The sequence below is a fragment of the Enterobacter cloacae complex sp. HYC080_NIDB genome, assembly GCF_056673325.1.
Genome location: NZ_CP114212.1, coordinates 3,405,163 through 3,430,963 on the forward strand (window position 1 = coordinate 3,405,163; position 25,801 = coordinate 3,430,963).

The window sequence follows — 25,801 nt, forward strand, 5'->3', positions numbered from 1 at the left end:
CTGCTCACAGGTTGACGCTACGCGCCGGTGTAATGGCACCGTAGTCGTTCACGCTCTGCCATGAGAGCGTACCGCTGGCACCGGCTGGCAGCACCTGCTGAGCCGAGTTTTTCGGTGCCACCATCAGGTTATCCAGCGTCTGACCGCCCAGCTTCAGGTTGACCAGGGTGATGTAGTAAGGAGACGCATTGCTGACCTTGAGATGGTTACCAACGCGCTCAAAACGCAGTTGAGAGAGTGCCTCTTCTGGCTGCATCGCCAGATTATTCGGGCGTACAAACAGTTTGATACGCGAAAGGATTGCCAGCTGCAGCACGTTATTGTTTTCTGTTTTTGCTTTGTTCACTGACGGGATCGCCTTCACGTTCATGTAAAAGAGCGACTCGCGATCGGCGGGCAGCGCTGGCCCGGCGTAAATAATACGCAGCGTGTTTTCACTGTCCGGCTCGCTAACAAACAGCGGCGGCGTGACGGCAAAGGTTTTCTCCTTCTGCCCGTTTGCATTTTCGATCCACGCGTTAATTAAATAGCGTTCTTGTTTATTGCTGTTGGTGATCGCCAGCGACGTTTGCTTCGCATCCGCCGGGTAAATAACGCGTGTGGCCCCCAGCGCAATACCGCCGGAAGCATTCGCGCAAGTAGAAACCATCATTAAAATAAACGATAACATCAGTCCTGGTTTAATTAGCATATTCATCAAAACCGTACCTTTAATAATGTGTTCGCAGGTGTTATGGATAAATCAACGTAAACCAGACATCCGACTGAATATTGCCTGGCACGAGGTGTTCGGAAATAGCGCGATAGCGGGCGCTAAAATGAAATGCGAGCTCGCTGGTATTCACCGGCAACCAGCTAACGGCCGTCGCATTTGGGATAATCTGACGCTGCTGTTCATCAAAAAGCGCCAGCCCCACGCCGCTACTGACAGGTGTTTCGCCTGGCCGCGATGTCGCCAGAAAAACCTGCGGATCTTCCTCTGGTGTAACACCCTGAAACTGGATCCCTACGGTGCGCGAGACATCCACGCTGCAATCCAGCAGTCGCACGGTGAAGGGCACGTTAACCGTTGAGAAACTGCCCACACCGGAAAATGAATTGGTTCGGTACTGCCCCATGTCGATGCGCATATTCTGGCTGTCGGGTGCCACGGCGCAGCCGCCGTTTACCAGCTCCCCGCGAAGATGCACTTTGCCACCGTCGATCACCACGGTATGTGCCGATGCCGGGCCAGCCATCGCAAGGGTTAACAGCAGTAGTGTTCCAGTCCTTGTCATCCTTCATTCCTGGCATTTGCGTATGACGGCCTCATCCCTGAGGCCTGAACATCCTTGTGCGAGGGAATTATTCGTATTTCATTACGAAGGTGGCGTCAGCGTTCGCCTGGCCAGGCTCAGTGGTCGCAGCCGTTGATTTATAACGCGCGGTGAATTTCAGGGTGTTAGTCCCTTCAATCAGCGTCTGAGCGGCCGAGAAGGTCGCACCGTCTGGGGTCAGCACGCTGGATTTGCTGTCGAGGATCTCGATACCCACGCCTTTTGCGGTGTTGTCGTTGTTACCGGACGTCACGGCCAGCAGGGTTTTGTCGGTTGGGTCGATCTGACCGGTGAAGGCAACCGCAGCGGTTTTAGCGACCAGCGGATCGCAGTCATTCAGCTCAATGTTGAATGGAATATTAGAGGTGGTGTCGCCCACTTTGGTGAATTTCGCGGTACGATACTGACCGAGATTAACGGTCTGCTCGGAAGAATCAGTATTTACTGAACAAGCAGCATTAACCAGTTCACCTTTAAAATGCACGGTACCGCCATTTACGGTTACCGGCGTGGCTGGATCTTCAGCATGAGCGGCACCCGCGACCAGGGCCAGTGTAGCAATAACAGTAGAAGCAATGTTGCTGAGTTTCATGTCTATTCCTTTAAAATGTAAATAACCCTTCCCGCGAAAATCGGGAATAAGAAATACGTTCAATTGATTAATTGAAAGCTTATTTCGGAGGAGACAAAGTAGCGCAGGAATAGGTTTTTAAATATGTCAAAACGCTGCCATTTCGCCAGGTCACATCCTAATACTGCCTAAGAAATTGACCACCCACTAAGAAGGGTTTTTGCGTCTCGCTGATAAAAACGCGTAAAGGGTGACTGACAGCGGCGCTCGCTTCTGACAAAATACAGGCAATCCCCCCTTTCAAACGTTACAGACGGAATCATCTCTCTGATGGCAGCAAAGATAATTGACGGTAAAACGATTGCGCAGCAGGTGCGCTCTGAGGTCGCGGAAAAAGTGAAGGCACGTAAAGTTGCCGGAAAACGCGCTCCCGGGCTCGCCGTTGTGCTGGTTGGTAGCAACCCGGCATCGCAGATTTATGTCGGTAGCAAGCGCAAAGCGTGTGAAGAGGTGGGGTTCGTCTCCCGCTCTTACGATTTGCCTGAAACCACCAGCGAAGCGGAACTGCTGGAACTGATTGACACCCTGAACGCCGATAAAGAGATCGACGGTATTCTGGTTCAATTGCCGCTGCCAGCAGGCATCGACAACGTGAAGGTGCTGGAGCGTATCGCTCCGGATAAAGACGTTGACGGTTTCCATCCGTACAACGTGGGTCGTCTGTGCCAGCGCGCGCCGCGTCTGCGCCCATGTACCCCGCGAGGTATCGTGACGCTGCTGGAGCGCTATAACATCGACACTTACGGTCTTAACGCCGTTGTCATCGGTGCGTCCAACATCGTGGGCCGCCCGATGAGCATGGAGCTGCTGCTGGCTGGCTGCACGACCACCGTGACCCACCGCTTCACCAAAAACCTGCGTCACCACGTCGAGAACGCCGATCTGCTGATCGTGGCGGTTGGCAAGCCGGGCTTTATTCCTGGAGAGTGGATCAAAGAAGGCGCAATTGTCGTGGACGTCGGTATTAACCGTCTGGAAAACGGCAAAGTGGTCGGCGACGTAGTATATGAAGATGCGGCGGCACGCGCCTCTTACATCACGCCAGTACCGGGCGGCGTAGGCCCAATGACCGTAGCAACACTGATTCAGAATACGTTGCAGGCATGCGAAGAGTATCACGACGTAGAGGACGCGTAAGATGGCGACATTTTCATTAGGTAAACACCCGCACGTAGAACTGTGCGATCTGCTGAAGCTGGAAGGCTGGAGCGAAAGCGGCGCGCAGGCCAAAATCGCCATTGCCGATGGACTGGTAAAAGTCGACGGCGCGGTGGAAACCCGCAAGCGCTGCAAAATTGTCGCGGGCCAGACCGTGAGTTTTGAAGGACAGAGCGTGACGGTTACGGCCTGAGCCGTCTGATGCCCGGTGGCGCTGCGCTTACCGGGCCTACGTACTGTCTCCATTTGTAGGCCGGGTAAGGCGAAGCCGCACCCGGCAATTTCTCTCACCATCCCCCCACAATCATCACGGTTAATTATCGATCAACTTCAAATAATCACTATTTCATCTGTTGAAAGGTGAGAATTCAGTTGCGCGTTTTTCATGCTTTCTCCACGATAAGTAGAACGTTCTACTAAAACGTTCTACTTACAATAACAGCGCCAAAAAAAGCGCTACTCGGGGGAAATCAGCATGGGTCTGATATCAGGGTTTGTTAAATCGCTGTCTAAGTTATCGATGATTGGTCGCGCCTTAATGCTGCCAATTTCACTGCTTCCCGCTGCGGGCCTGCTGCTGGCCTTCGGCGACAAGTTCCATCTGCCGCTGATGATGAACGCGGGCGGGGTGATTTTTGACAACCTGCCGATGCTGTTCGCCATTGGCTCCGCCGTGGGCCTGGCGTCAGAGTCCGGTATTGCGGCGCTCTCTGCGGCGGTCTCGGTGTTTGTCACCAACATCACCATCAGCACCGTGCTAAGCATCACGCCGGAAATGGCCTCGCAGGGCGGGAAATACGCCATGGTGGTCGGCATACCCACGCTGCAGATGGGCGTCTTCGGCGGCCTGATCTGCGGTATCCTTGCGGCCTGGTGTTTTAACCGCTTCCACACCATGCAGCTGCCGGAGTTCCTTGGCTTCTTCTCCGGTAAGCGCTTCGTGGCGATTGCCACCGCGTTCCTCTCGTTCCTGATGGGGCTGTTGCTGCCGTACGTCTGGCAGCATATTCAGGCCGGTATCGACGCACTCTCGGTGATTGTTAACGGCGATAACCAGGCGGCCTCGACCTTTATCTTCGGCCTGGTGGAGCGTGCGCTAATCCCCCTCGGCCTGCACCATATCTGGTATCCGTCGTTCTGGTATTCGTTTGGGGATTACACAACTCAGGCAGGCCAGGTGATACATGGCGACCAGACCATCTGGTTCAAGATGCTGGAAGAAGGGGTGAAATCCTTCAGCAGCGACACCTACCAGAACGCCGGTAAATTCATGCAGGGTGAATTCCCGCTGATGCTGTTCGCGCTGCCTGCGGCGTGCCTGGCGATGTATCACGAAGCCCACACGAAAAACAAAAAGATTGCGGCCGGTATTCTGTTCTCGGCGGCGCTCACCTGCTTCCTGACGGGGATCACCGAACCGGTAGAGTTTACCTTTATCTTCGTGGCGCCGATTCTCTACGTCTTTAATGCCATCATGGCGGGCCTGGCCTACATGACCATGTACCTGTTGCATGCGCATATCGCCAAATCGTTCTCGGCGGGCTTTATCGACTACCTGTCGTTCGGGATCCTGCCGTCCTTTAACGGTTACAAGACCAACTTCCTGAATGCCATTATCATCGGCATTCCAATGGGGCTGATTTACTACTTTACGTTCCGCTTCGTGATCCGTCGCTTCGACGTCAAAACTCCGGGTCGTACCGATGTCACTGCCAATGCAAATGACAAGTCCGATTCCGAACTTGCCACAGAGATTATCAGCCTGCTGGGCGGCGCGCAGAATATCGATTCCGTTGGCTCCTGCATTACCCGCCTGCGTCTGGAAGTGGCGAAAAGCGAGGCAGTGGATAAAGACGGCCTGAACGGACTCGGCGCCCGCGGCGTAGTCTTCGTTGGCGACAACGGTATTCAGGTGATTTTCGGTGCCAGAGCACAGTTTATCGCCCAGACCATGTCCACCATGATTGGCAAATAATAAGATGCCGGCGTGATGCGTCTCCTGTACGCTGGGGGACGCATTACTTTATCTGGCTGATAATCGGTTAATTTCAGGGAGCGGTTTTGAAGAAAGTCAGCATTATTGATGTCGCAAAGCACGCGGGCGTCTCGGTCTCAACCGTTTCGCTGGTGCTGCGCCAGAAAGGGAAAATTTCAGAGGCAACGATCGGGAAGGTCAACGCCGCCATCACGACGCTGGGCTATGTTCATAACGTCGCCGCTGCCAACCTTCGCGCCAACACCTCTAACTTAATTGGCCTGATCCTGCGGGACTTCAGCGACAGCTTTTCCATCAAGGTGATGGCGAGCATTGTTCAGGAGCTGGAGAAGCAAGGCTATATGGTGTTTCTCGGTCAGCCACTGAATGACGGTGAACATCTTGAACGCACCCTGCTTTCGTTTAAGCAGCAGGGCGTGGCGGGAGTCATCTATCTGGCGTCCGATACCCGCACCGCAACGCTGCCGGAACACATTCGCCACTGCCCGCTGCCGTTGGTGGTCGTTTCCCAGTCGCTGCTGGATGAAAAATGTAACCTGGTCATGCGCGATAACCGCCAGGCCGCGAACCTGGCCGCGCGCTATCTTATCGAGCGCGGACATCGCAATATTGCCTACATTGGCGGGCGCGACGGCTGTCTTCTCCGCGAGCAACGTCTGCTCGGTTTTCGCAGTGCCATGACGCAAAGCGGGCTGGTCTGGCGTGACGAATATTCTCCCGCCTGCCCCGATGATACCCAGGCGGCGGCGATGGCAACGCGCCAGTTGCTTGAGAAGAACAACACCATCACCGCCCTGCTCTGCCACTCCCCTGATGCCATGCTCGGCTCCATCTCAGGCATTCACCAGGTGGGGCGTACGGTGGGTAAAGATGTGTTTCTGACGCAGCAGGTCGCGCTGGTCGGTTTTGAAGATATGCTTCACGTTAACCTTACCTCACCGTCGTTGACCTATGTCTCCTCAGCGAGCGATGAAACCGGGCGTCAGGCGGCAGGGCTGATTATCCGTAAGCTGAAAGAGCCAGATCTGCAAACGCAACGCATCACCCTCTCCGGGCAGCTTATCGCACGCGAGTCGGCGTAAAATCAGAATATAGCACAGCGTATTTTCCGCCATTACCCTGCTATATTTCCATGATTTGCCATGGATAAATGCAATGCCTACCGTTATCACTCACGCAGCTGTTCCCCTTTGCCTGGGCTTAGGCCTGGGAAGTAAAGTTATCCCTCCCCGCCTGTTATTTGCCGGAATTGTCCTCGCCATGCTGCCGGACGCCGACGTGCTGGCGTTTAAGTTCGGCGTCGCTTACGGCAATGTTTTCGGCCATCGCGGCTTTACCCATTCCCTGCTGTTTGCCTTTGTGGTGCCGATACTTTGCGTGCTGATTGGCCGACGATGGTTCAAAACTCCTCTGACGCGCTGCTGGCTTTTTTTGACCGTGTCACTGCTGTCTCACAGCCTGCTGGATTCCGTGACGACCGGCGAAAAAGGGGTCGGCTGGCTGTGGCCGTGGTCAGATGAACGCTTCTTTGCCCCGTGGCAGGTGATAAAAGTCGCGCCGTTTGCCCTGTCGCGCTATACCACGCCGTACGGACATCAGGTGATCATTTCAGAGTTGCTGTGGGTCTGGCTGCCGGGAGTGGTGCTGATGGGGTTGCTGTGGTGGAGAAAACGTGCGCGCTGATGCCCTCACCCCGGCCCTCTCCCACAGGGAGAGGGAGAAAACCTAACAATTCCCTCTCCCTGTGGGAGAGGGTTAGGGTAAGGGGAAAATTACTTACGACGCCAGGTGGTGCCCTGCGGGCCGTCTTCCAGAATAATCCCCATCTCGGTCAGACGGTTACGCGCCGCATCTGCCGCCGCCCAGTCTTTCGCCTGACGCGCTTCCAGACGTGCCTTGATCAAGGCTTCAATTTCCGCCACTTCGCCGTCGTCCGCCTGCGCACCGCTCTGCAGGAAGGCGTCTGGCTCCTGCTCCAGCAGGCCGAGCACGGAAGAGAGCTTACGCAGATGAGAGGCCAGCGCATTCGCCGCCGCCATATCTTCTGACTTCAGACGGTTCACTTCGCGCGCCATATCGAACAGCACAGAGTAGGCTTCCGGAGTATTGAAGTCGTCGTTCATCACCTCAACAAAGCGGGCTTCGAAGGCGTCGCCGCCTGCGGCAGGAACAGACTTGTCGGTACCGCGCAGCGCGGTATACAGACGTTCCAGCGCCGAACGCGCCTGCTTCAGGTTCTCTTCGCTGTAGTTCAGCTGGCTGCGATAGTGGCCGGACATCAGGAAGTAACGCACGGTTTCCGCATCGTAATACTTGAGCACGTCGCGCACGGTAAAGAAGTTGCCCAGCGATTTTGACATCTTCTCGCGGTCAACCATCACCATTCCGGAGTGCATCCAGTAGTTCACGTACTCGCCGCCGTGGGCACAGGTGGACTGCGCAATTTCGTTTTCGTGGTGCGGGAACATCAGATCCGAACCGCCGCCGTGAATGTCGAAGTGTTTGCCCAGCTGTTTGCAGTTCATCGCGGAACATTCAATGTGCCAGCCCGGACGCCCTTCACCCCACGGAGATGGCCAGCTTGGCTCACCATCTTTGGACATCTTCCACAGCACGAAGTCCATTGGATTACGCTTCACGTCGACCACGTCCACACGGGCCCCAGCCTGCAGCTGATCCAGATCCTGACGGGAAAGCGCACCGTAGGTCGGGTCCGTTGGCACGGAGAACATCACGTCGCCGTTATCCGCCACATAGGCGTGACCGCGTGCGATCAGCTTCTCGGTGATCTCAATGATTTCGTGAATATGGTGAGTTGCACGCGGCTCGCTGTCCGGACGCTGAATGTTTAAAGCGTCGAAATCTTTGTGCATCTCGACAATCATGCGATCCACCAGCGCAACAAAACTCTCGCCGTTTTCATTCGCGCGTTTGATGATTTTGTCGTCGATGTCGGTGATATTGCGGACGTACTTCAGGTTGTAGCCTAAAAAACGCAGGTAACGTGACACCACGTCGAAGGCAACGAAGGTGCGCCCATGGCCGATGTGACAGAGATCGTAAACGGTAATACCACACACGTACATGCCGACTTCCCCGGCATGAATAGGTTTAAATTCCTCTTTTTGGCGCGTCATTGTATTAAAGATTTTTAACATCGAAGATTCCATGTAAACACGTGTGTGGGTTGTTTGTTCCCTATAATACCTATAATTCGGAATAGGATCAGCACACAATGCAAGGTGATCGCGTCCTGTGGTTATGCTATAACAAGCCCCTATATGTGACCCGAACGCGGGTCGACGTACCACAATAACGGAACAGGATGCAAAAATGGTTACTTTCCACACTAATCATGGCGATATCGTAATCAAAACCTTTGATGACAAAGCGCCTGAAACAGTTAAAAACTTCCTGGACTACTGCCGCGAAGGTTTCTACGACAACACCATTTTCCACCGCGTGATCAACGGCTTTATGATCCAGGGTGGCGGTTTTGAACCGGGTATGAAGCAGAAAGCGACGAAAGAAGCGATCAAAAACGAAGCCAACAACGGCCTGAAAAACACCCGTGGCACGCTGGCAATGGCCCGTACCCAGGCGCCTCACTCCGCGACCGCGCAGTTCTTCATCAACGTGGCTGATAACGACTTCCTGAACTTCTCCGGCGAAAGCCTGCAGGGTTGGGGCTACTGCGTGTTCGCAGAAGTGGTTGAAGGTATGGACGTGGTCGATAAGATCAAAGCCGTCTCTACTGGCCGCAGCGGCATGCACCAGGACGTTCCTAAAGAAGACGTTGTGATTACAAGCGTGACCGTCAGCGAGTAATTCGTGGCGACACTCTTTATTGCGGATCTGCATCTGCAAACAGAAGAACCGGCGATCACCGCCGGTTTTCTGCGTTTTTTACGCGGTGAAGCGAAAAGCGCCGATGCGCTGTACATCCTGGGCGACCTGTTTGAAGCCTGGATTGGCGACGATGATCCTGACCCGCTGCATCGTGAAATCGCCTCCGCCATTAAGGCGCTGGTTGATTCCGGTGTCCCCTGCTATTTCATTCACGGCAACCGTGATTTTCTGCTCGGCAAGCGCTACGCCCGCGAAAGCGGCATGACGCTGCTGCCGGAAGAACAGGTGCTCGACCTCTATGGCCGCAGGCTGCTGATTATGCACGGCGATACGCTCTGCACGGACGATACCGGCTATCAGGCGTTTCGCGCCAAAGTTCACACCCCCTGGATCCAGACGCTGTTTCTTGCCCTGCCGCTCTTTGTCCGTAAACGCATCGCAGCCAGAATGCGTGCGGGCAGTAAAGCCGCTAACAGCAGTAAATCCATGACCATCATGGACGTCAATCCGCAGGCCGTAGTGAGCGTAATGGAAAAACATGGGGTTCAGTGGTTAATCCACGGTCATACCCACCGCCCTGACGTTCATTCCCTTCTTGCCAACGGCGAACCGGCCCATCGCGTCGTACTGGGTGCCTGGCACAGCGAAGGTTCCATGGTCAAAGTGACGCCTGAGGGTGTTGAGCTGATTGCGTTTCCGTTTTAACCCTCACACTATCATTCTATTTTTTTGAACAATATCGGCAAATTGTTTCGATTTTAATCAGCCCGTGGTCGGCCTATTATTTATCACATCAGGGCAACACGCCCTATCACAGATAAAATACTTAAGGAATACGACCATGAAATCCATCAAAACTTTCGTTGCAGTTGCCGCTCTTTCCCTGGTTTCTTTCGGTTCTTTCGCTCAAAGTGTGAGCGCAACCGCCTCTACCCTTGACCGTGCAGAAGCGAAAATTGCCGCGCAGGCTGCTGAACAAGGCGCGTCTTACAAAATCACGAGCGCCCAGTTCAACAACCGCGTACACATGACGGCAGAACTGACTAAATAATGATTGCCCATCGACGAAAACAGACCGCCAGATGCGGTCTGTTTTGTTATGCCTTACGGCCTACAACGGCTCAAGATTTAACCGCGCAACCGTTTTCCTTGCCCGTATAACATGCTATTCTCTGTGCCCTCGAAAGCAGTGTGTTTCGCACCACAGGAGTTTTAAGACGCATGTCTTCCCGCAATAATCCGGCGCGTGTCGCCATCGTGATGGGGTCCAAAAGCGACTGGGCTACCATGCAGTTCGCCGCCGAAATCTTTGAAATCCTGAATGTTCCGCACCACGTTGAAGTGGTCTCCGCGCACCGTACACCGGACAAACTGTTCAGCTTCGCCGAAAGCGCCGAAGAGAATGGCTATGAGGTGATCATTGCCGGTGCGGGCGGCGCAGCACATCTGCCCGGCATGATTGCCGCTAAAACCCTGGTACCGGTTCTCGGTGTCCCGGTCCAAAGCGCCGCGTTAAGCGGTGTGGATAGCCTCTACTCCATCGTCCAGATGCCGCGCGGTATCCCTGTCGGCACACTGGCGATTGGTAAAGCGGGTGCGGCTAATGCCGCCCTGCTGGCGGCGCAAATTCTTGCGACGCACGATAAAGCATTACACCAGCGTCTGGCGGAGTGGCGTAAAGCCCAGACCGATGAGGTGCTGGATAATCCAGACCCGCGGGGTGCGGCATGAAGCAGGTTTGCGTCCTCGGTAACGGCCAGTTAGGCCGCATGCTGCGCCAGGCCGGTGAACCGCTGGGTATTGCCGTCTGGCCTGTCGGGCTGGATGCCGAACCGGAAGCGGTACCGTTCCACCAGAGCGTGATCACCGCCGAGATCGAACGCTGGCCGGAAACCGCGCTGACCCGCGAGCTGGCCCGCCATAACGCCTTCGTTAACCGCGACGTGTTTCCGATCATTGCCGACCGTCTGACGCAAAAGCAGCTGTTCGACAAGCTCGGTCTGGCGACCGCGCCGTGGCAGCTGTTGTCCGATAAAGGCGAGTGGAATGACGTGTTCGCGATGCTGGGCGAGCTGGCGATCGTGAAGCGCCGCGTCGGCGGCTACGACGGCCGCGGCCAGTGGCGTCTGCGTGCGCACGAAACCGCGGAGCTGCCGGACGACTGCTACGGCGAGTGTATCGTTGAGCAGGGCATCAACTTTAGCGGCGAAGTGTCCCTGGTTGGCGCACGCGGGCATGACGGACACACCGTCTTTTATCCGCTGACGCATAACCTGCATCAGGACGGCATTCTGCGCACCAGCGTCGCCTTCCCTCAGGCAAATGCCGACCAGCAGGCGCAGGCGGAAGACATGCTCTCAGCCATAATGCACGAGCTGGGTTACGTGGGCGTGATGGCGATGGAGTGTTTTGTTACCCCATCCGGCCTGCTGATCAACGAGCTGGCGCCGCGCGTGCATAACAGCGGCCACTGGACGCAAAACGGTGCCTCCATCAGCCAGTTCGAGCTCCACCTGCGTGCCATCACCGATTTGCCACTGCCGCAGCCGGTCGTGAACAGCCCGTCGGTAATGATCAACCTGATCGGGACCGATCTGAACTACGACTGGCTCAAGCTGCCGCTGGTGCATCTGCACTGGTATGACAAAGAGGTCCGCCAGGGTCGTAAAGTGGGTCACCTGAACCTGAACGATAGCGACACGGGCCGCCTGAGCGCCACCCTGGAAGCCATGATCCCTCTCCTGCCGCCGGAATACGCGAGCGGTATTGTCTGGGCTCAGTCAAAGCTTAAATAAGCGATAAGTGCCGGGGAGTTGATCTTCCCCTTCCCCGGCCTCTCCTCTCGCGCGTAAAATCCCCGCCATTGCTGGTTTTATTTCTGGAATACCCATGAATGATGGAACGGACTATCGCGCGATCCTCGCGTCTGATACCCCTTTAATCGACGTTCGCGCGCCGATAGAATTTGCCCAGGGCGCGATGCCCGCCGCCCTTAACCTGCCGCTGATGAACGACGACGAACGCGCCGCCGTGGGCACCTGCTATAAACGTCAGGGCCCCGAGGCCGCACTGGCGCTCGGCCACAGTCTGGTCAACGGCGAGACGCGTGAGGCGCGCATTAACGCCTGGCGTGAAGCCAGCCTTGCTCACCCTGAAGGTTATCTCTGCTGCGCGCGCGGGGGCCAGCGTTCACATATCTCACAGGCCTGGCTGAAAGAGGCCGGTGTCGATTACCCGCTGATCCGCGGCGGCTATAAAGCCCTGCGCCAGACGGCGATTCAGGTGACGATTGAGCAGTCGCAAAAGCCGATGGTGCTTATCGGCGGCTGTACCGGAAACGGGAAAACCCTGCTGGTGAAGCAGCATGCGCAGGGTATCGATCTGGAAGGGCTGGCGCACCACCGCGGTTCGTCCTTTGGCCGCACTCTCACTCCGCAACTGTCCCAGGCCAGCTTTGAAAATCATCTTGCCGTCGAGCTGTTAAAAAAAGATGCCGCACGCTGGGTGCTGGAAGATGAAGGTCGAATGATTGGCTCCAACCACCTGCCGGAGTGCCTGCGCGACCGCATGAATGAAGCGCCCATCGCGGTTGTCGAGGATCCGTTTGATATTCGTCTTGAGCGCCTGCGCGAAGAGTACTTCGACCACATGTGGGCGGATTTTTCTGCCGCTTATGGTGAAGAGGCCGGCTGGAAAGAGTACAGCGCGTATCTGCACCACGGACTGTTCGCCATTCGCCGCCGCCTCGGGCTGCAGCGTTTTGCGGAACTGACTGCCCTACTCGATTCCGCGTTGCTTGAACAGCAACGGACGGGCTGCACCGAGGTTCACTTTAGCTGGCTTGCGCCCCTGCTTAACGACTATTACGACCCGATGTACAGCTATCAGCTTGAGAAGAAAGCGGAGAAGATTATTTATCACGGCACGTTCGCAGAGGTTGCGGACTGGTTGAATCGCTGAAAAAAGCCGGGTGGCGGCTACGCCTTACCCGGCCTACGCGTGCTTTTGTAGCCCCGGTAAGCGCAGCGCCACCGGGGAACAGACGACTTAGAAGTCGTAACGCAGACGCACCAGGTTCATGTCACCCAGGTTGTCGGTGCTGGAGGTGAACACGTGTTCGTAATCCACGCGGAAACCGTAATCCAGCTGGAAGCTGATACCCACGCCATTGTCGATGCGCTGGTAGTTACGGCCATTCACATACTCAATGCGGTCGCCCATGAAGTAAGGCTGGATGGATTTCACCGCATACTGGCCGATCGGGAATTTATACCCTGCGAAGTATTCAATACCCCACGCGTCGCCCGCAAAGTAGTCGTTAACAGACACTTTTTTGGTGGTCAGGAAGTTCTGATACCAGCCGCCGCCTGCGGAGAAGGTCCAGTTGTCCGGCGTCCAGCTCAGCGCGGTACCGAGGATGTTCTGGTCGTAGGTTTTGCTGTCGCCGTTGTCCGGGTTACGCATGTCCGCACGGGTGTAGTTCCACGCTGCGCCCCAGGTCAGGTCGGTGGTCAGGTGGTAATCCAGGCCCAGTGAACCGCCGCCTTTACGCTTATAGCGCAGGCCGTTACCCGGCAGGTATTCGCTGTCTTCAAACAGGTAAGATGCATAGATGTCGGCATCACCCACGGTTTTCTTGTATTTCAGCATCTGGCGTGAACGGTACGAACCGTCGTAGTCGCCGTTGATCCCGTTACCTGGCGCCTGAGCAATCATGTCGTAGTCCCAGATATCGGTTTTCGCGCCCACCACATCATAGTAAACGCTGTTCTGTTGACCGAAGGTCAGCGTACCCCAGGTATCGCTCTTCAGGCCGGTGTAGAGCATACGGCGAGTGGTATCGTGTGCGCCGTCTGCATAGTGATGATCCCAGTTAAACTGGGCAGGGATGTTCACACCCAGTTCGTAGTAGCTTATCCAGCTAATATCATCAAACAGGTAGTAATCAGCCGCGAAACGGAAACGGGTACCACCGTCAAAGCCGTTACGTTTGTAGCTGTTTTTACCGTCGTCGCCGGTCATGTTCTGGAACTGAGGACGAATACTGCCGCCAACGGTAAAGTTCAGGCGGCTCAGCGGGTTACCCGCCTGCGGATCCTGTTTAAGAACGGTGATTTCCGCCTGAGAAGCGAAGGTCGTTAATGCCACTGCCGCGCCAATCGTTACCGCCAGCGCTGATTTTTTTATAGTCATTATTTTTCCTTAATAGACACGCTGCTAAATATTTAGCGGGTGAATATTAACTGGAAATAATCGGGCTGTGTGGACGGGTTTTTAATGTTTTGTGCTACTAAATACGTGGGTATTATCACTTTGTGCTTTTAAAATATTGCACACCGGCATAAAAACCGGTGTGCAATTATCACGGAGCTGGATTACCCCATAAACTGCCGGAACAGTGCTTTGCCCCTTAACAGGCGCGTTCCGAGCCAGCCCCCGCAGAGGGAGAGCAGCACCGCGCCGCAGAGAGGCAGAATCAGCCAGAGACGCCAGTCAGGCTCCCACGGGAAGTCGAAGACACGTGTCTGCAACACCGCCAGCGCCGTCTCGGCGCCAATCGCGGCCACCAGACCTGCCACCAGCCCCAGCAGCGCAAACTCGCTCCAGAGCGTCATCCGCAGCAACCGCTTCCCGGCCCCCAGCGTGCGGTAGACCACCAGCTCCTGATGGCGCTGACGCATGCCCACCTGCACCTGGGCCAGCAGCAACAGCACGCCGCAGATGGTCACCAGCACCACCATGACCTCCAGCGCGCGGCTCACCTGCTCCAGTACCTGTCCCACCTGCTTCAGGATCGCCCCAATATCCAGCAGGCTGACCGTCGGGAATTCCCGGTTAAGCTGCGTCAGCATACCGTTGCCATTTTCCCAGCGGAAGCTGGTCAGCCAGCTTTGCGGCTGTCCATCCAGCGCCCCCGGCGGGAAGATAAAGAAGAAGTTGGGCCGCAGGCTTTCCCAGTCCACCTTTCGCAGGCTGGTGACTTTGGCGGTAAAGTCCTGGGTATCGCCGGTGAAGGTCACGCTGTCCCCGAGCTTCACGTTCAGGCGCACCGCCAGCCCTTCCTCCATTGATACCTCCCCCACTTTCGGCGGCCAGGTGCCTGCCGTGATCGGGTTATGGTCGGGCCGTTTCTCCTGCCAGGTCAGGTTAAGCTCGCGGTTCAGCGACTCGTCCTTGTTCCCCTCCGTCGACCGCCCGTTGATTTGCGTCAGACGGGCGCGAACAATCGGATAAAACGACTCCGGGACAATATGATGCTCAGAGAGGAAACCCTTCAGCGGCGTAACCTGCTCAGGCGCGATATTGATCAGAAAATAGTTCGGACTTTCCGGGGGAAGCTGCTGCTGCCAGCGATCCAGCAGATCGCCCCGCAGCACCAGCAACAGGGCCAGCAGCATAAACGACAGTGAAAACGCCGACAGCTGGCTGAGCGTAGACCAGGGCTGATGCAGCAAACGATTAACGGCCAGGCGCACGGGCAGCGATTTCACCGTCAGCCTCTTCAGAACGTTGAGCAGTATCCAGCCCAGTACGCCGCACAGCAGCGCCAGCACAACCGCACCGGCCAGCACCGCCCACAGCAGCGTGCTGCCGCCCATCAGCCAGGCCAGCAGCCCCACCGCGACCGCAATAATCACCGGAAGGTAGAACTTCAGCGGCCAGACGTTCGCCACCACATCATTACGCAGCACGCGCAGCGGCTGCGTCGCGAGCAGCAGTCGGTAGGGCCGCAGCCCCACCAGCAGCGAGATCACGACCATCGCGCCAATCGCCCACAGCCACGGCCAGAAGCTGGCGGGTGGCAATGCGGACGGAAGCACCGGTTTTAACATCACCATCAGCAGTTTTTCAAACAGCAGCCCTATGATTCCGCCAGTGAACACTGACAAAACCAGCAGCATTAGCCACTGGCCGACGATCAGCTTGCGCAGCTGCGCCCGTCCCGCGCCGAGGGTTTTAAGGATCGCCACCCGATCGTAGCGGCTGCGGCAGTAATGCCCCATCGCCACCGCCACTGCCGCTACCGCCAGCAGCAGAGTTAAGAGCGCCGAAAGCAGCAGGAACTGCTGAGAGCGCTCCAGAGATTTACCGAGCGCCCCCTCGTCCTGCTCCAGCCCGTACCAGCGGTGCTCCGGTTTAAGCTGCGGGAGCAGCCATTTTTCATACGCATCAAGCTGGGCTGGCGTGCCGCCAAACTTGTAGCGCCAGGTGACGCGGCTGCCCGGCTGGACAGCATGGGTTGCCGGAACATCCGCCGTGTTCATCAGCAGGCGTGGCGCAAGCCGGAAGGGGTTAAAGCCGGAGTCGGGCTCCTGCACCACCTCCCCGGCAATTTTCAGCGTGGCATCGCCCACGTCAATACTGTCACCGGCTTTCAGGTTCAGAAGCGCCATTAAACGCGATGCCAGCAGCACCGTGCCGGGCGTTGGTTTTAACCCCGGCGGACTGGTTTGTAAGTCACCGTACATCGGGTAGACATCATCCACGGCTTTCACGCTGGCGAGCTGCGGCGTGTCCCCCGCAAAGGTCATGGTCTGGAAGGTGATTTGCTCCCCCACCTTCAACCCTGCTTTGTGCGCTTCCTCAATCCAGCCCGGCGGAACAGGACGCGAGCTTTGCAGCGCCCGGTCCCCGGCCATAAATTCCCGGCTCTGCTGGCTGAGCCCTTTTTCCATACGGTCGCTGACGCTGCCGAGCGCCAGCATGCAGGCCACCGCCAGGCTTAACGCCAGCCAGACAATCAGCAGCGAGGGCGAGCGCCACTCGCGCCAGAACCAGCGGGCAATCATGCTTCCTCCTGAAGCGTACCGTTGACCAGCCGCAGACGCCGGTCGCAGCGGGCGGCCAGCTGCGGATCGTGGGTCACGAGGATCAGTGTGGTACCGTGTTCACGGTTAAGCGAGAACAACAGATCCGCGATTTTGTCGCCGGTTTTACGGTCAAGGTTGCCGGTGGGTTCATCAGCAAACAGCACTTCCGGGCGGCCATTAAAGGCGCGCGCCAGCGCCACACGCTGTTGCTCCCCGCCGGAAAGCTGTGCGGGAAGATGGCTGAGGCGCTTGCCCAGACCGAGCTGTTCCAGCAGCGCCTTCGCATGGGCGCGGCTTTCGCGACTCTTTTCACCGCGCAACAGCGCCGGGAGTTCGACGTTCTCCAGCGCGTTCAGCGTGGGGATCAGCATAAAAGACTGAAAGACAAACCCGATGTGGCGCGCACGCAGCGCAGCACGCGCCTCTTCATCAAGCTGGTGCAGCGGCTGCCCGACAAGATGAACCTCGCCGCTGCTCCCGTCGTCCAGACCGGCCAGAATCGCCAGCAGCGTGGACTTGCCGGAACCGGATTCGCCAATCAGCGCGATGGTTTCAGCGCGTTTGACAACGAGTTCAACTCCAGTAAGGATGGAAAGCTCGTGTTCCCCCTGACCGACGGACTTCTTAAGACGATGAACTTCAACACTGTTTTCCGCTGGCATTTGCCCTTCCTGTTCTTGATTCTGATGACCTTCCGCGCGGCGGCAGCGGACACGTTACTGATTCTCGGCGACAGCCTGAGCGCGGGCTATCGCATGGCGGCCAGCGCAGCCTGGCCCGCTCTGCTCAACGAAAAATGGCAGAGCAAGACGACGGTTATCAACGGCAGCATCAGCGGCGATACCTCGCAGCAGGGCCTGTCGCGCCTGCCAGCGCTACTCAAACAGCATCAGCCGCGCTGGGTGCTGGTTGAGCTTGGCGGCAACGATGGATTGCGCGGTTTCCAGCCTCAGCAGACGGAACAGACGCTGCGCACCATTTTGCAGGACATCAAGGCGGCAAACGCCCAGCCGCTGCTGATGCAAATTCGCCTGCCCGCTAACTACGGTCGTCGGTATAATGAAGCCTTTAGCGCGATCTACCCTAAGCTTGCCAAAGAGTTTGATATTCCGCTGCTGCCATTTTTCATGGAAGAGGTCTATCTCAAACCCCAGTGGATGCAAGACGACGGGATCCACCCCAATCGCGATGCGCAGCCGTTTATTGCCGACTGGATGGCAACGCGGCTGGCTCCTTTAGTTAAACATGACTCCTGATTAAGCGGAGATCCTGACAGGTAAAGTTATGCAAAAATCGGTCTTAATTACAGGATGTTCCAGCGGAATCGGTCTTGAAAGCGCGCTCGAATTAAAGCGTCAGGGATTTCGGGTGCTGGCGGCCTGCCGCAAACCCGACGATGTCGAACGCATGAACGGGCTGGGCTTTACCGGCGTGCTGCTGGATATGGACTCCCCGGAAAGCGTCGAACGCGCCGCCGATGAGGTGATAGCCCTGACCGACAATCGTCTGTACGGGCTTTTTAATAATGCCGGTTACGGCGTGTATGGCCCGCTGGATACGCTCTCGCGCGAAACGCTGGAAAAACAGTTTTCAACCAACTTCTTTGGTGTCCATCAGCTCACCATGCGTCTGCTCCCCGCCATGCTGCCGCACGGCGAGGGGCGCATCGTGATGACATCGTCAGTGATGGGTCTGATATCAACGCCCGGCCGCGGCGCCTACGCCGCCAGCAAATATGCGCTGGAGGCCTGGTCCGACGCCCTGCGCATGGAGTTACGTCACAGCGGCATTAAGGTCAGCCTGATAGAACCCGGCCCGATCCGCACCCGCTTTACCGAAAACGTTAACCAGACGCAGGCGGATAAACCGGTCGAAAACCCCGGCATTGCCGCACGATTTACGCTCGGGCCCGAAGCGGTGGTTGCCAAAGTGCGCCATGCTTTTGAGAGTGAACATCCCAAAATGCGCTACCCGGTAACGCTGGTCACCCATGCCGTTGGCTGGTTAAAACGTCTGCTACCGGGCCGGATGATGGACAAAATTTTACACGGTTGAGTTGAAGCGACAGCGCTCACCCCCATGTAAATAACAAACCGATAAAAGAGAAGGCCGCATGTCCGTACAGAATATCGTCAATATTACTGAAGCAAACCTGCAACAGATCCTCGAACAGTCGATGGCAAAACCCGTGCTGTTCTACTTCTGGTCTGAACGCAGCCAGCACTGTTTACAGCTGACGCCGGTGCTGGAAAGCCTTGCCGCGCAGTACAACGGTCAGTTCATTCTTGCCAAACTGGACTGTGACGCAGAGCCGATGGTGGCGTCTCAGTTTGGTCTGCGCGCCATTCCTACCGTCTACCTGTTCCAGAACGGTCAGCCTGTTGATGGCTTCCAGGGGCCACAGCCGGAAGAGGCCATTCGCGCCCTGCTGGATAAAGTCCTCCCGCGCGAAGAAGAGCTGAAAGCGCAGGAAGCCATGGCGCTGATGCAGGAAGGCAAATACGACGAGGCGCTGCCGCTGCTTAAAGACGCGTGGCAGCTCTCGAATCAGAACAGTCAGATTGGCCTGCTGCTGGCGGAAACGCAGATTGCCCTGCACCGTTCAGAAGACGCCGAAGCCGTGCTCAAAACGGTTCCCTTGCAGGATCAGGACACCCGCTATCAGGGACTGGTCGCGCAGATTGAACTGCTGAAACAGGCGGCAGATACGCCGGAAATTCAGCAACTGCAGCAGCAGGTCGCTGACAACCCGGCCGATGCGGCTCTGGCAAGCCAGCTGGCGCTGCAGCTGCATCAGGTGGGGCGTAACGAAGAAGCGCTTGAGCTGCTGTTTAGCCATCTGCAAAAAGACCTCGCTGCCGCAGACGGTCAGGCGCGCAAGATGTTCCAGGAGATCCTGGCCGCGCTGGGCACCGGCGATGCGCTGGCGTCGAAGTATCGTCGTCAGCTGTACGCGTTGCTGTACTAACAAAAAAATGCCCGGTGGCGCTTCGCTTACCGGGCCTGGAAAAGTGCGGATCGTAGGCCGGGCAAACGCAGTGCCGCCCGGCATAATCACCGCACGTTTTTCAACTGCGTCACCACCAGCTGATGGCGCGCGTTGTAAAACTTCCGATAGGTCAGGTAACAGGCAATGATAGTGGACAGGCTTGCCGTTGAGAGCAGCATAAACGTCACCATAATCTGATACTTAATCGCTTTTACCGGATCGATACCGGCAAAAATCAGCCCCGACATCATGCCCGGCAGGCTCACCAGCCCGACCGTTTTGGCTGAATCTACCGTGGGGATCAGCGATGAGCGAATGCTCTCACGAATCAGCCGCGCGGAGGCCACTTTAGGCGTCGCTCCCAGGCTTAATTTCTCCTGTAGCTGCTGCTGTTCACTGCTGAAGCGCTGGCCGAGATTGTTATAGCACAGCCCGACGGCCACCATGGCGTTCCCGGCAATCATCCCTGAGATAGGGATAACCTGCATCGGCGTAAACTCAATTGAGCCGGAAAGCACCAGTACCGCCAGCGTTAATGCGGTTCCGGTGGTAATGGCGATAAACGACGAGACAAACGCCTTATCGATGTATTTACTGCGCTTTTGCGCGTTCCACGCCGCATTGAAACAGATAAACAACACCATCAGCAGCGTCAGCACCGCGTGGTTGACGTTGAAAATATACTTCAGCACATAGCCGACAATAATGAGCTGAATCACCGCGCGGCAGATACTCCACACAATGTCCTTTTCCAGCCCCAGCTTTTCACGGTAGCTGACGACAATCGCGATCAGCACCAGCACCATCGAAAACGCCAGGGATTCGTTCGTAATATTGTGCTCACCCACGGTTTGCCTCCTGCATTTTTCCGCCATGCGGCTGGAGCGTCAGTACGTCATCCGCATGGGTAATTTCGTTAGCGTCATGCGTCACCCACAGCACGGCAATATTCTGCTCGCGGACGTAACGATGAATGATTTCATTGACGTTGCGCTTGTTGGCATCATCGAGCGCGCTGGTGATCTCATCGAGCAGTAACACCTTCGGTAAGAACTGCAGATTACGGATCAGCGAGACGCGCTGCTTTTCGCCGCCCGACAGTTCGGAAACGGACTTTGTCAGCGTGTCCGGCGGCAGATTGAAGCGTGCCAGGTCGGCGGAAAACCGTTCAGGATCGGGCGTCTTATGTCGGATCTGCCAGGGGAAAAGCAGGTTATCGTACACCGTGCTATCGAACAGGCTCGGGGTTTGCACCGAATAAGAGACCTGCTGGCGGTAAGCCTCGGGTGAAAGCGTTGAAATATCCTTCCCCTCAAAGAAGATCTTTCCCGACGTTGGCGTAAGCAGCGACGCAATGATTTTAAGCAGCGTACTTTTCCCGCAGCCTGAGGGGCCGGTAATCAGTCGAAACTCGCCCGGCAAGAGGCTAAAACTGACATTATTCAGAATGGTGGTACCGCCTGTGCGGTAGCCCACGTCCTCAATGGTTAATACCGCGCTGTTATCCTTCATGTGATCTTCTGCCTTTATCCCAATAATGAGCAGTAGTTTACGGCGATGAGTGATAATAAAGCGACTTTCCTCGTATACTTAGGATCAACAAAAAGTGATTTCATTTCTGCCATAGCATGCAAAACAGGAGGTTTTTATGCTCATCGTTGTTCCTGTCCTTATCTTCGTTGCGCTGGTTATCGTCGGCGCAGGCGTCAAAATTGTCCCTCAGGGTTATCAGTGGACCGTCGAGCGCTTCGGCCGCTATACCAACACGCTACAGCCTGGCTTGAGCCTGATTGTCCCATTCATGGACCGCATCGGTCGCAAGATCAACATGATGGAACAGGTGCTGGATATCCCTTCTCAGGAAGTGATCTCCAAAGATAACGCCAACGTTACCATTGATGCCGTCTGCTTTATTCAGGTGATTGATGCGCCGAAAGCGGCCTATGAGGTGAGCAACCTGGAGCTGGCGATCGTTAACCTGACGATGACCAACATCCGTACCGTGCTTGGCTCGATGGAGCTGGACGAGATGCTCTCCCAGCGCGACAGCATCAATACCCGCCTGCTGCACATTGTCGATGAGGCCACGAACCCGTGGGGGATCAAAGTCACCCGTATCGAGATCCGCGACGTGCGCCCGCCGGCAGAACTGATCGCCTCCATGAACGCCCAGATGAAGGCTGAGCGAACCAAGCGTGCCTATATTCTGGAAGCCGAGGGGGTGCGTCAGGCCGAAATCCTCAAAGCGGAAGGGGAAAAACAGTCGCAGATCCTGAAAGCGGAAGGCGATCGTCAGTCCGCATTCTTACAGGCAGAAGCGCGTGAACGTTCTGCAGAGGCGGAAGCCCGCGCGACCCAGATGGTATCCGAGGCGATTGCCGCCGGTGATATCCAGGCCGTGAACTACTTCGTCGCGCAAAAATATACCGATGCACTGAAAGAGATCGGCTCCGCGAACAACAGCAAAGTGGTGATGATGCCGCTGGATGCCAGCAGCCTGATGGGCTCTATCGCAGGGATTGCCGAACTGATTAAAGACAGCGGAAACGAGCGTAAAAAATGATTGAACTGATCGTCGCACATCCTCATGCGTTCTGGCTAAGCCTCGGTGGCTTACTGCTGGCCGCCGAGATGCTGGGCGGCAACGGTTACCTGCTGTGGAGCGGTGTTGCCGCGGTCATTACCGGCCTGGTCGTCTGGCTTCTGCCGCTTGACTGGGCATGGCAGGGGGCGCTGTTTGCCGTGCTGACGCTGGTGGCCGCCTGGCTGTGGTGGCGCTGGCTGAACCGACAGGTAAGCGAACAGAAACCGCTGGATGCCCACCTTAACCAGCGCGGACAGCAGATCGTCGGCAAGCGTTTTACGCTCGACACCCCGCTGGTGAACGGGCGCGGGCATATGCGCGTAGGTGACAGCTCGTGGCCGGTGGTGGCCGACGACGACCTCAGCGCCGGAACACGGGTTGAGGTCATTGCGGTAGAAGGCATTACCCTGCGGGTAAAAGCCTGTTAAGCGTGGGTTTTGCGGTGGCAGCAGCCGGCAAGATTGTCGATAATCGGGCAGTCGGCGCTGTCATCACCCGGACAGGAATCCGCCAGCTGTAACAGCTGTTCACGCATCGACTGTAATTCGATGATATGGCGTTCGATCTCCGCCACTTTTTCCAGCGTGCGTTTTTTCACGTCGGCACTGTGGCGCTTCGGATCGTTAAACAGGTTTACCAGCTCGCCGCACTCTTCCAGGTTAAACCCCACCTGCCTTGCCTGACGCAGTAACGTCAGTTCATCAAGATGCCGTTGCGTGTAGCTGCGGTAGCCGTTTTCACTGCGCAACGGCGGCGTTACCAGCCCTTTCTCTTCATAAAAGCGAATGGCTTTGCTGGTTAAGCCGGTTTTTTTTGCCACGTCACTGATATTCACATTTCCCCCTTGACCTTCCCCTTGATGGAAGGTTTAACCTTCATAACAGTTAGCTAAAAGCGTTACTCCGGTCAACAACTGACCAGTTCATTATACGGGAGTTTTGTTATGTCTCACACTATTGACCTGACGCTGGACGGCCTCTCCTGCGGCCACTGTGTCAAACGCGTTAAAGAAAGCCTGGAACAGCGTCCTGATGTTGAAAGCGCTGAGGTGACTATCGACCATGCCGCCGTGACCGGCAGCGCCAGCGCGGATGCGCTGATCGATACCATTAAACAAGCGGGTTATGGGGCAGAGCTGAGCCACCCAAAGGCTAAACCGCTGGCAGAGTCATCATCCCCGTCGGAAGCACTGACAGCGGCCACTCCTGAGCTTCCGGCAGCGGATGATATTGATGACAGCCAACAGCTGCTGATCAACGGTATGAGCTGCGCCAGCTGCGTCTCCCGAGTACAAAATGCCTTACAGGCGGTACCGGGCGTCGCACAGGCACGGGTAAACCTTGCGGAGCGTACTGCTCTGGTGATGGGCAGTGCCTCCGCCGCAGAGTTAGTGCAGGCCGTGGAGAAAGCGGGCTACGGCGCAGAGGCCATCGAAGATGATGTCGAACGCCGCGAGCGCCAGCAGGAAACGGCTATCGCCACCATGAAGCGCTTCCGCTGGCAGGCGATTGTCGCCCTGCTGGTGGGGATCCCGGTGATGGTGTGGGGCATGATGGGTGACAATATGATGGTCACCGTCGACAACCGCACGCTGTGGCTGGTGATTGGCCTGATTACCCTTGCGGTCATGGTGTTTGCAGGCGGCCATTTCTATACCAGCGCCTGGAAGAGCCTGAAAAACCGCACCGCGACGATGGATACGCTGGTCGCACTCGGTACCGGCGCGGCGTGGCTCTATTCAATGAGCGTTAACGTCTGGCCGCAGTGGTTCCCGATGGAAGCGCGCCATCTCTATTATGAAGCGAGCGCGATGATTATCGGCCTGATTAACTTAGGCCATATGCTGGAAGCCCGCGCCCGTCAGCGCTCCTCCAAAGCGCTGGAACGATTACTCGATTTAACCCCACCGACGGCCCGCGTGGTCACGGACGAGGGGGAAAAAAGCGTCCCGCTGGCGGAAGTGCAGCCCGGCATGACGCTGCGTTTGACCACCGGCGATCGCGTGCCCGTTGACGGCACGATAACCCAGGGCGAAGCCTGGCTGGATGAAGCGATGCTGACCGGGGAACCCATCCCTCAGCAGAAATCCGACGGCGATGCCGTCCATGCCGGCACGGTCGTTCAGGATGGCAGCGTGCTGTTCACCGCCAGTGCGGTTGGTAGCCATACTACGCTGTCGCGTATTATCCGAATGGTGCGCCAGGCTCAGAGCAGCAAGCCGGAGATTGGCCAGCTTGCTGACCGAATCTCGGCCATTTTTGTGCCGGTGGTGGTCGGTATTGCCCTGCTGAGCGCGGCGATCTGGTATTTCTTCGGCCCTGCGCCACAGATTGTCTACACCCTGGTGATTGCCACCACGGTGCTGATTATTGCCTGCCCATGCGCGCTTGGCCTGGCCACGCCGATGTCCATTATCTCCGGCGTAGGCCGTGCCGCCGAGTTTGGCGTGCTGGTCAGGGATGCGGACGCACTGCAGCGGGCCAGTACGCTGGATACGCTGGTGTTTGATAAAACCGGCACGCTGACCGAGGGGAAACCGCAGGTTGTGGCCGTGAACACCGCAGGCATCGCGCAGGAGGACGCGCTGCGTCTCGCCGCCGCGCTGGAGCAAGGCTCCAGCCACCCGCTGGCGCGCGCCATTCTCGAGAAAGCGAATGCTGCGGCTCTGCCGCAGGTCAGTAACTTCCGCACGCTGCGCGGGCTCGGTGTCAGCGGTGAAGCCGAGGGGCATACGCTGCTGCTGGGCAACCAGGCCTTGCTCAATGAAAACGGTATTGATACCGCGGCGCTGGAAAGCGAACTGAAAGCGCAGGCATCTCAGGGGGCAACCCCGGTTCTGCTGGCGGTGGATGGCAAAGCCGCTGCCCTGCTGGCCGTGCGCGATCCACTTCGTCAGGACAGCGTGGATGCCCTGGCGCGTCTGCACCGCGCGGGCTATCGTCTGGTGATGCTGACCGGGGATAACCCGACCACCGCCAACGCCATCGCGAAAGAGGCCGGAATTGATGAGGTGATTGCGGGCGTACTGCCGGACGGTAAAGCGGACGCCATCAAGAAACTGCAAAGTCAGGGCCGTCAGGTGGCGATGGTCGGCGACGGCATCAACGATGCCCCGGCGCTGGCCCAGGCAGACGTCGGTATCGCCATGGGGGGCGGGAGCGATGTCGCCATTGAAACCGCCGCCATCACGTTGATGCGCCACAGCCTGATGGGCGTTGCTGATGCACTGGCCATTTCGAAAGCCACGTTGCGCAACATGAAGCAGAACCTGCTGGGGGCATTTATCTATAACTCGTTCGGTATTCCAATTGCCGCCGGCATTTTGTGGCCGCTGACCGGCACGCTGCTTAACCCGGTGGTTGCAGGTGCGGCAATGGCGCTCTCCTCCATCACAGTGGTGAGCAATGCCAACCGCCTGTTGCGCTTTAAACCGAAAGATTGAACCTTGTTCTCGTACGCGCTAGCAT

The 25,801-nt window shown here is 56.9% G+C and carries 27 protein-coding genes; 17 read left to right on the forward strand and 10 right to left on the reverse strand.

From position 1 onward, the window contains the following. Window positions 1-4 precede the first annotated feature (4 nt). The 3 genes from fimC to fimA form a co-directional block, all read right to left on the reverse strand. Window positions 5-697, reverse strand: coding sequence for a type 1 fimbria chaperone FimC (gene fimC / locus O1723_RS16245; protein ID WP_023336841.1), 693 nt, complete (start codon window positions 695-697; stop codon window positions 5-7). Between the two features lie 34 nt (window positions 698-731). Continuing rightward, window positions 732-1,277 (reverse strand): type 1 fimbrial protein subunit FimI, encoded by a 546-nt coding sequence (gene fimI, locus O1723_RS16250; RefSeq protein ID WP_014882843.1) that lies wholly within the window; start codon window positions 1,275-1,277, stop codon window positions 732-734. A gap of 67 nt (window positions 1,278-1,344) precedes the next feature. After that, complete coding sequence (gene fimA / locus O1723_RS16255) at window positions 1,345-1,908, reverse strand: type 1 fimbrial major subunit FimA (RefSeq protein ID WP_014882842.1); 564 nt, start codon at window positions 1,906-1,908, stop codon at window positions 1,345-1,347. A 309-nt stretch (window positions 1,909-2,217) separates the two neighbouring features. Between fimA and folD the strand changes: the two genes are divergently transcribed. The 5 genes from folD (at window position 2,218) to O1723_RS16280 (ending at window position 6,784) form a co-directional block, all read left to right on the forward strand. Then, the gene (gene folD, locus O1723_RS16260; RefSeq protein WP_014882841.1) at window positions 2,218-3,084 is read left to right on the forward strand and encodes a bifunctional methylenetetrahydrofolate dehydrogenase/methenyltetrahydrofolate cyclohydrolase FolD; all 867 of its coding nucleotides are present in this window, start codon (window positions 2,218-2,220) and stop codon (window positions 3,082-3,084) included. A 1-nt stretch (window position 3,085) separates the two neighbouring features. After that, window positions 3,086-3,298 carry a ribosome-associated protein YbcJ gene (ybcJ, locus tag O1723_RS16265; protein WP_004143016.1) on the forward strand — a complete coding sequence of 71 codons (213 nt, stop codon included), beginning with the start codon at window positions 3,086-3,088 and terminating at the stop codon, window positions 3,296-3,298. Window positions 3,299-3,580: 282 nt separating this feature from the next. Next, on the forward strand, window positions 3,581-5,080 hold the full coding sequence (locus tag O1723_RS16270; RefSeq protein ID WP_014882840.1) for a PTS transporter subunit EIIC: 1,500 nt from the start codon (window positions 3,581-3,583) through the stop codon (window positions 5,078-5,080). An 86-nt stretch (window positions 5,081-5,166) separates the two neighbouring features. Then, window positions 5,167-6,183: a Mal regulon transcriptional regulator MalI gene (gene malI / locus O1723_RS16275; protein ID WP_023336840.1), complete on the forward strand. Its 1,017-nt coding sequence runs from the start codon at window positions 5,167-5,169 to the stop codon at window positions 6,181-6,183. 73 nt (window positions 6,184-6,256) lie between these two features. After that, window positions 6,257-6,784 carry a metal-dependent hydrolase gene (locus O1723_RS16280; protein ID WP_023336839.1) on the forward strand — a complete coding sequence of 176 codons (528 nt, stop codon included), beginning with the start codon at window positions 6,257-6,259 and terminating at the stop codon, window positions 6,782-6,784. Window positions 6,785-6,873: 89 nt separating this feature from the next. On the opposite strand, the gene cysS is transcribed toward O1723_RS16280, so the two are convergent. Beyond that, on the reverse strand, window positions 6,874-8,259 hold the full coding sequence (gene cysS, locus O1723_RS16285; protein WP_248190907.1) for a cysteine--tRNA ligase: 1,386 nt from the start codon (window positions 8,257-8,259) through the stop codon (window positions 6,874-6,876). A 175-nt stretch (window positions 8,260-8,434) separates the two neighbouring features. Between cysS and ppiB the strand changes: the two genes are divergently transcribed. The 6 genes from ppiB to mnmH all read left to right on the forward strand — a co-directional run bounded on the left by ppiB (window position 8,435) and on the right by mnmH (window position 12,910). Continuing rightward, on the forward strand, window positions 8,435-8,929 hold the full coding sequence (gene ppiB, locus O1723_RS16290; protein WP_014882836.1) for a peptidylprolyl isomerase B: 495 nt from the start codon (window positions 8,435-8,437) through the stop codon (window positions 8,927-8,929). 3 nt (window positions 8,930-8,932) lie between these two features. After that, window positions 8,933-9,655, forward strand: a complete 723-nt coding sequence (gene lpxH / locus O1723_RS16295) for a UDP-2,3-diacylglucosamine diphosphatase (RefSeq protein WP_023336838.1) — start codon at window positions 8,933-8,935, stop codon at window positions 9,653-9,655. A gap of 136 nt (window positions 9,656-9,791) precedes the next feature. Next, window positions 9,792-10,001: a YdgH/BhsA/McbA-like domain containing protein gene (locus tag O1723_RS16300; RefSeq protein WP_023336837.1), complete on the forward strand. Its 210-nt coding sequence runs from the start codon at window positions 9,792-9,794 to the stop codon at window positions 9,999-10,001. Between the two features lie 170 nt (window positions 10,002-10,171). After that, a complete protein-coding gene (gene purE, locus O1723_RS16305; RefSeq protein WP_014882834.1) occupies window positions 10,172-10,681 on the forward strand; it encodes a 5-(carboxyamino)imidazole ribonucleotide mutase in 510 nt (169 codons plus the stop codon). Continuing rightward, on the forward strand, window positions 10,678-11,745 hold the full coding sequence (gene purK / locus O1723_RS16310; protein ID WP_014882833.1) for a 5-(carboxyamino)imidazole ribonucleotide synthase: 1,068 nt from the start codon (window positions 10,678-10,680) through the stop codon (window positions 11,743-11,745). Before purE ends, purK begins: the two co-directional genes overlap by 4 nt. Window positions 11,746-11,839: 94 nt before the next feature. Further along, the gene (gene mnmH / locus O1723_RS16315) at window positions 11,840-12,910 is read left to right on the forward strand and encodes a tRNA 2-selenouridine(34) synthase MnmH (protein WP_023336836.1); all 1,071 of its coding nucleotides are present in this window, start codon (window positions 11,840-11,842) and stop codon (window positions 12,908-12,910) included. A gap of 87 nt (window positions 12,911-12,997) precedes the next feature. On the opposite strand, the gene O1723_RS16320 is transcribed toward mnmH, so the two are convergent. From O1723_RS16320 to ybbA, 3 genes are all read right to left on the reverse strand, one after another. Beyond that, window positions 12,998-14,143, reverse strand: coding sequence for a porin (locus tag O1723_RS16320; RefSeq protein ID WP_014882831.1), 1,146 nt, complete (start codon window positions 14,141-14,143; stop codon window positions 12,998-13,000). A gap of 182 nt (window positions 14,144-14,325) precedes the next feature. After that, window positions 14,326-16,740, reverse strand: a complete 2,415-nt coding sequence (gene ybbP / locus O1723_RS16325) for a putative ABC transporter permease subunit YbbP (protein ID WP_038421231.1) — start codon at window positions 16,738-16,740, stop codon at window positions 14,326-14,328. After that, window positions 16,737-17,423 carry a putative ABC transporter ATP-binding protein YbbA gene (ybbA, locus tag O1723_RS16330; protein WP_014882829.1) on the reverse strand — a complete coding sequence of 229 codons (687 nt, stop codon included), beginning with the start codon at window positions 17,421-17,423 and terminating at the stop codon, window positions 16,737-16,739. The genes ybbP and ybbA overlap by 4 nt, the downstream gene beginning before the upstream one ends. On the opposite strand from ybbA, the gene tesA reads away from it, so the two are divergent. Genes tesA through O1723_RS16345 form a run of 3 tightly spaced genes read left to right on the forward strand, consistent with a single transcriptional unit; the run spans window position 17,394 to window position 19,729 of the window. Further along, entirely contained in the window at window positions 17,394-18,017 is a 624-nt protein-coding gene (tesA, locus tag O1723_RS16335; protein WP_032628733.1) for a multifunctional acyl-CoA thioesterase I/protease I/lysophospholipase L1, read from the forward strand. The two genes, ybbA and tesA, sit on opposite strands and share 30 nt — an antisense overlap. A 28-nt stretch (window positions 18,018-18,045) precedes the next feature. After that, the gene (locus O1723_RS16340) at window positions 18,046-18,816 is read left to right on the forward strand and encodes an SDR family oxidoreductase (protein WP_014882827.1); all 771 of its coding nucleotides are present in this window, start codon (window positions 18,046-18,048) and stop codon (window positions 18,814-18,816) included. 58 nt (window positions 18,817-18,874) lie between these two features. Continuing rightward, window positions 18,875-19,729: a co-chaperone YbbN gene (locus O1723_RS16345; RefSeq protein ID WP_014882826.1), complete on the forward strand. Its 855-nt coding sequence runs from the start codon at window positions 18,875-18,877 to the stop codon at window positions 19,727-19,729. Between the two features lie 86 nt (window positions 19,730-19,815). On the opposite strand, the gene fetB is transcribed toward O1723_RS16345, so the two are convergent. Beyond that, the gene (fetB, locus tag O1723_RS16350; RefSeq protein WP_023336832.1) at window positions 19,816-20,598 is read right to left on the reverse strand and encodes an iron efflux ABC transporter permease subunit FetB; all 783 of its coding nucleotides are present in this window, start codon (window positions 20,596-20,598) and stop codon (window positions 19,816-19,818) included. Beyond that, the gene (gene fetA / locus O1723_RS16355) at window positions 20,591-21,262 is read right to left on the reverse strand and encodes an iron efflux ABC transporter ATP-binding subunit FetA (RefSeq protein ID WP_014882824.1); all 672 of its coding nucleotides are present in this window, start codon (window positions 21,260-21,262) and stop codon (window positions 20,591-20,593) included. Before fetA ends, fetB begins: the two co-directional genes overlap by 8 nt. A gap of 136 nt (window positions 21,263-21,398) precedes the next feature. Here fetA and O1723_RS16360 point away from each other — a divergent pair, with 136 nt between their 5' ends. Both O1723_RS16360 and O1723_RS16365 read left to right on the forward strand, forming a co-directional pair. Next, on the forward strand, window positions 21,399-22,313 hold the full coding sequence (locus O1723_RS16360) for an SPFH domain-containing protein (RefSeq protein WP_008499312.1): 915 nt from the start codon (window positions 21,399-21,401) through the stop codon (window positions 22,311-22,313). Next, the gene (locus O1723_RS16365; RefSeq protein WP_023332259.1) at window positions 22,310-22,762 is read left to right on the forward strand and encodes an NfeD family protein; all 453 of its coding nucleotides are present in this window, start codon (window positions 22,310-22,312) and stop codon (window positions 22,760-22,762) included. The genes O1723_RS16360 and O1723_RS16365 overlap by 4 nt, the downstream gene beginning before the upstream one ends. Here the strand turns inward: O1723_RS16365 and cueR are convergent. After that, window positions 22,759-23,169, reverse strand: a complete 411-nt coding sequence (gene cueR / locus O1723_RS16370; RefSeq protein ID WP_014882822.1) for a Cu(I)-responsive transcriptional regulator — start codon at window positions 23,167-23,169, stop codon at window positions 22,759-22,761. The two genes, O1723_RS16365 and cueR, sit on opposite strands and share 4 nt — an antisense overlap. Before the next feature lie 108 nt (window positions 23,170-23,277). Here cueR and copA point away from each other — a divergent pair, with 108 nt between their 5' ends. After that, complete coding sequence (gene copA / locus O1723_RS16375; protein ID WP_023336831.1) at window positions 23,278-25,776, forward strand: copper-exporting P-type ATPase CopA; 2,499 nt, start codon at window positions 23,278-23,280, stop codon at window positions 25,774-25,776. Window positions 25,777-25,801 lie beyond the last annotated feature (25 nt).